General features: G+C 30.5%; 2 protein-coding genes and 1 pseudogene. 2 read left to right on the plus strand and 1 reads right to left on the minus strand.

Annotation, left to right across the window (positions count from 1 at the left end):
• Together VK998_RS08270 and VK998_RS08275 are read left to right on the plus strand one after the other, a co-directional pair.
• The coding region (locus VK998_RS08270) for a M55 family metallopeptidase (RefSeq protein WP_325227533.1) at positions 1-318 on the plus strand (318 nt) is incomplete at its 5' end.
• Between the two features lie 123 nt (positions 319-441).
• On the plus strand, positions 442-1,788 hold the full coding sequence (locus VK998_RS08275; RefSeq protein ID WP_325227535.1) for a transglutaminase-like domain-containing protein: 1,347 nt from the start codon (positions 442-444) through the stop codon (positions 1,786-1,788).
• Positions 1,789-2,393: 605 nt separating this feature from the next.
• Here the strand turns inward: VK998_RS08275 and VK998_RS08280 are convergent.
• A pseudogene (locus tag VK998_RS08280) lies at positions 2,394-3,759 on the minus strand (transposase).
• Between the last annotated feature and the right edge of the window lie 455 nt (positions 3,760-4,214).

Consider the following 4,214-nt stretch of genomic DNA (forward strand, 5'->3'; position numbering starts at 1 on the left):
GATCAAGTAAAAAAATTTAATGAAAATATCATAACAGTACCTGTAAAAGAAGGTAAAGGAGCTTCAACTATAAATATCCACCCTAATAAAGCTTTAGAATTAATAAAAAATGGGATGAAAGAAGCTTTAAAGGGAGACCTAGGTAAAAATAAGCTAGAATTACCAAAGAACTTTAGCATAGAGATAAGGTATAATTTTCATGGTAATGCTTATAAAAATTCTTTTTATCCTGGAGCAATACAGAATTCACCAAAGAGCATATTGTTTGAAGCAAATGATTATTTTGAAATCATGAGAGCTTTATCATTTTTAATATAAATTTACTCAAATTTGATATATGAATAATCTCTATAAGTATTGAAAATTCAATATTTGATAATTTGGTAATATAATATTTGGGTTAAAATATTTTATTATAAATAAATATGTGAGGTGGTAATTGTGAATAGATTAAAGCATTTAGTTGCAGATTTGCCAGAGGACGTAAAAAAATTAGTAACATATGGGGATTTTAAGAGAGCAAATAAACTGATAGGTATTTACATGGATAGGAATATTTCAATTATGCTGAAAGAAAGGCTAGATTTTGAAAGGCACAGGATGGAAATACTTAAAAAAGAATATATATATACTTATGATGATGCATTAAAAATGGCTCAAGAAAAAATAAAGGATTTTACCAAGGAAGAATTAGATAATTTAAAAGATCAAAGATATGCAGATTGGATATATATAGATGGTAAAGTGATGTTTCACTTAATGTTTTTGGAAAATATATCAAAGGTATCAAAACAGAGGCTTATAAATCAGGATAATAACGATAAAAGAAGTATGCTTTTAGATGAAATAGTAGATGACATGATAGAAAAAGGAGAAAAAAGATATTTTATACATGTAAAAACAGGCGTTAAGCTTAAAAAAGAAGGTTCAAGGATTAATGAAACTGTAAGGGTGCATTTACCTATACCTCAAAATGCAATTCAAATAAGGAATATCAAGATATTAAATACTTCTCATAAGCCAAAGGTTATATCTTTAGAAACCTATCCTCAAAGAACTATATATTTTGAGGAAAAGGTAAAGGGAGAAGATGTGTTTACTGTAGAATATTCTTATGAAAATCATGTAAAATATACAGAGCTAGACTATGAGAAAGTATCAGATGTGCAGCCCAAATTTTATACCGAAGAATGGTTGCCTCATATAGCTTTTACACCATTTTTAGTTGATTTAGCAAAAGAAATAGTAGGAAATGAAACAAATCCTTTGAGGAAGGCTAGAAAAATATATGATTATATCACAAAAAATGTACAGTATTCTTATGTAAGACCATATGTAGCAATACTAAGTATTCCTGAATATGCAGCATATAATCTAAAAGGAGACTGTGGAGTTCAGGCACTTTTATTTATCACACTGTGCAGAATTGCAGGCATCCCTGCAAGATGGCAATCAGGACTTTATGTAAATCCATACTCTATAGGATGCCATGATTGGGCACAATTTTATGTTGAACCTTATGGATGGCTTTTTGCAGATTTATCTTTTGGAGGAAGTGCTTATAGAAATAATAATGGTAAGAGGTGGAACTTTTATTTCGGCAATCTTGATCCTTTTAGAATGGTTGCAAACTCTGCATTTCAATACGAATTTTTGCCTAAAAAGAATTTTTTAAGATCTGATCCTTACGACAATCAAATTGGTGAAGTAGAATATTTAGATGAAGCTGTATATAGTGGTGATGAATTTGAATCTATAAAGGAAATAATAGATATACATGAAATTTAAGAGAGTCAGATGTTTTGTTTGTCATCAGAAGATGACAAACAAAACGCTTATATTATTCCAAGAAGAAATGTTGCTTTCATTGATGGTGGTTATATAAATTTTTGCTATAATAAAAAAACTATCATGAGCTAATTGCGATGTTAGCAAACACTGACAGATAAACCTTTGGAGACAGACAAAAAATAACTTTCTCCCAAAATCATACGATACAATGCATGTTTGAAGGTTGTGGATAATTAGAAACCTTAAAATTCACCCCAAACAAAATAAGGCCTAAAAAATAGATGAAAACTCCCGTTTTTTTATTATATAATAATTGGTAAATCAATATATAAGTAATTGCGAAACTCTTTTTAAAAACTGAATAATAGGGATATAGATCCTTCAAAAATAAGTTTCAAGAATAGAAAGTGGAATCTAAGTGAAAGTTTAGCCAGAACTAAAATTGTCCTTAAAAAAGGGTACACAAAATAAAGGTATCAAATTTCTAGAAAAATGAATATCTAAAATAAATACCTAAGCAATTAATGGTTTTAAACTTCTGATGTATTCATGCTTATGTATTTTATCAGCAAGGACAACAGTAATTAATTGTGTGATGCCTGCTAGTAGTAAATCGGCATGAATGGTTTTCTCATTTTGGGTTTTACGTCCAGCGATACAGAAACTTTCTTTAAAATGATTTATGGACTGTTCTACTACTGAACGGATTTTATAAACTTTATCCCATTCTTCTGTATCACGAAGAGTACCTGGGTAAGCACGAAGATCCTTTTCAGGATAAATGTAGATCATTCTTCCACAAGGCGATGAAGTACAGGGATTGTCACAAAAGTGACGTCTTCGATATTTACCGTCATCACATTTAGTCCATTTCATTTTAGGACATACAAACTTAAATGTTTTAATTCCACACCTTAAATGAGAAGTATTACCTTCTGGCTTCATTGGAAGAGTTGAATCATGTGGACAACAAGGTATTCCAAATTCATTTAAGGTATAGTCTGGATGTTTTAAAGAGGAACGGCGATTTAAAGGAATATATGCTTTATCAAACTTTAAATCAGTAAGTAAATCTTTGTAAATATTAGTAGCATCAAATGCAGCATCACCAATAAAAACACTTGGTTTAATAGTAGGATGTTTGTTAAAAAAATCTTTTAAAACAGGGATAACTGCTTTAGCATCATGAAGAGATTTATCTTCATCAGGTGAATCAGATTTTTTATCAATAATGATTTCAGGATGAGATTCTAAAAAATCTTTATTGTAAAAAGAAATATCCCTTACAATGCCGAGACCATTGGTAACCATGCCAAACTTATAAACATAACAAAAATGTCCATTAATATAAAGCTGTTTAATTTCAGGATTACAAGCAGCATGTGTAGGCATAGATCCATATGCAGCTTTATATGGATCATAAGAATCATCAAGGCCTTGAGATTTTTTAAAAGCTTTTAGCTGTTTAATAATCCTGTTAGCATATTTAGGATTATTTTCAGTAACAAAAGCTTCGATTCCTGAAGTATCAAAGATGGTCATAGAAGCTTTAAACTGGTCGATCTCTTGGCATATTGGCTCAGTAACATCAACAAGATTATCAAATACAGTTTGTAAATCCATTAAGAAATCTTGTTTAAAACGGGTAAATTTAGAACCATCGGGAACTTTCCTAAACCCACAAAACTCTCTTAAATCACTAGAATATTTAAGGAAAGTAATTAAGAGGGTGTCAGTGGGAATAGAGAATATTCTCTGAATAATTAAAGCCCATAACATTGAATGAAGCTTGTATTCCCGAGGTCTTCCAGTAGAAGCATAAAAATTATGGTAAAAAGAAATAGGAATAAACTCATCAAGATTAATGGTATTTTCAAGCAATGAAAGAAATTTAGGTTTATCAGATTCAAAAAAAGTTTTACAGTCAGAATAAATATCTGCCAAAGAAAGCTGTTTATGTGGTATCATATTTATATAACTCCTTTCGGGTTTTGGTAGATTTGATGCTTGGTACTTCAATTTTACCATAAATCGGTGAGGAGTTATATTATTTTATGAAAAAAAGCTCCCGCATTTATGCGGGTTATGGCGTTTTGCAAACGCCTAAAATCAATATAAAAAGAAAGGAGTTTTCATCTATGGCTATTATACCAAAACAAACGTTTTTTGTCTGGAGTGAAATTGAAAATTTAGGAGATTTAGAAAGATTACGTTTAGTGCTCGAATATATGCCTGATGAAGATTTAATGTAGGTACTAGAAAAAGAGAGAGGAAAAGGACGAGATGATTTTCCCGTAAGGGCAATGTGGAATTCAATCTTGGTTGGTGTAGTATATCAGCATCCTTCCATAGAGAGCTTACGACGAGAATTATTAAGAAACGGACAGTTGCTGTATTTGTCAAGTGAAAATTGGTTCTTCCTC

The organism is Schnuerera sp., from assembly GCF_035459645.1.
Classification (GTDB): Bacteria; Bacillota; Clostridia; order Tissierellales; family Tepidimicrobiaceae; genus Schnuerera.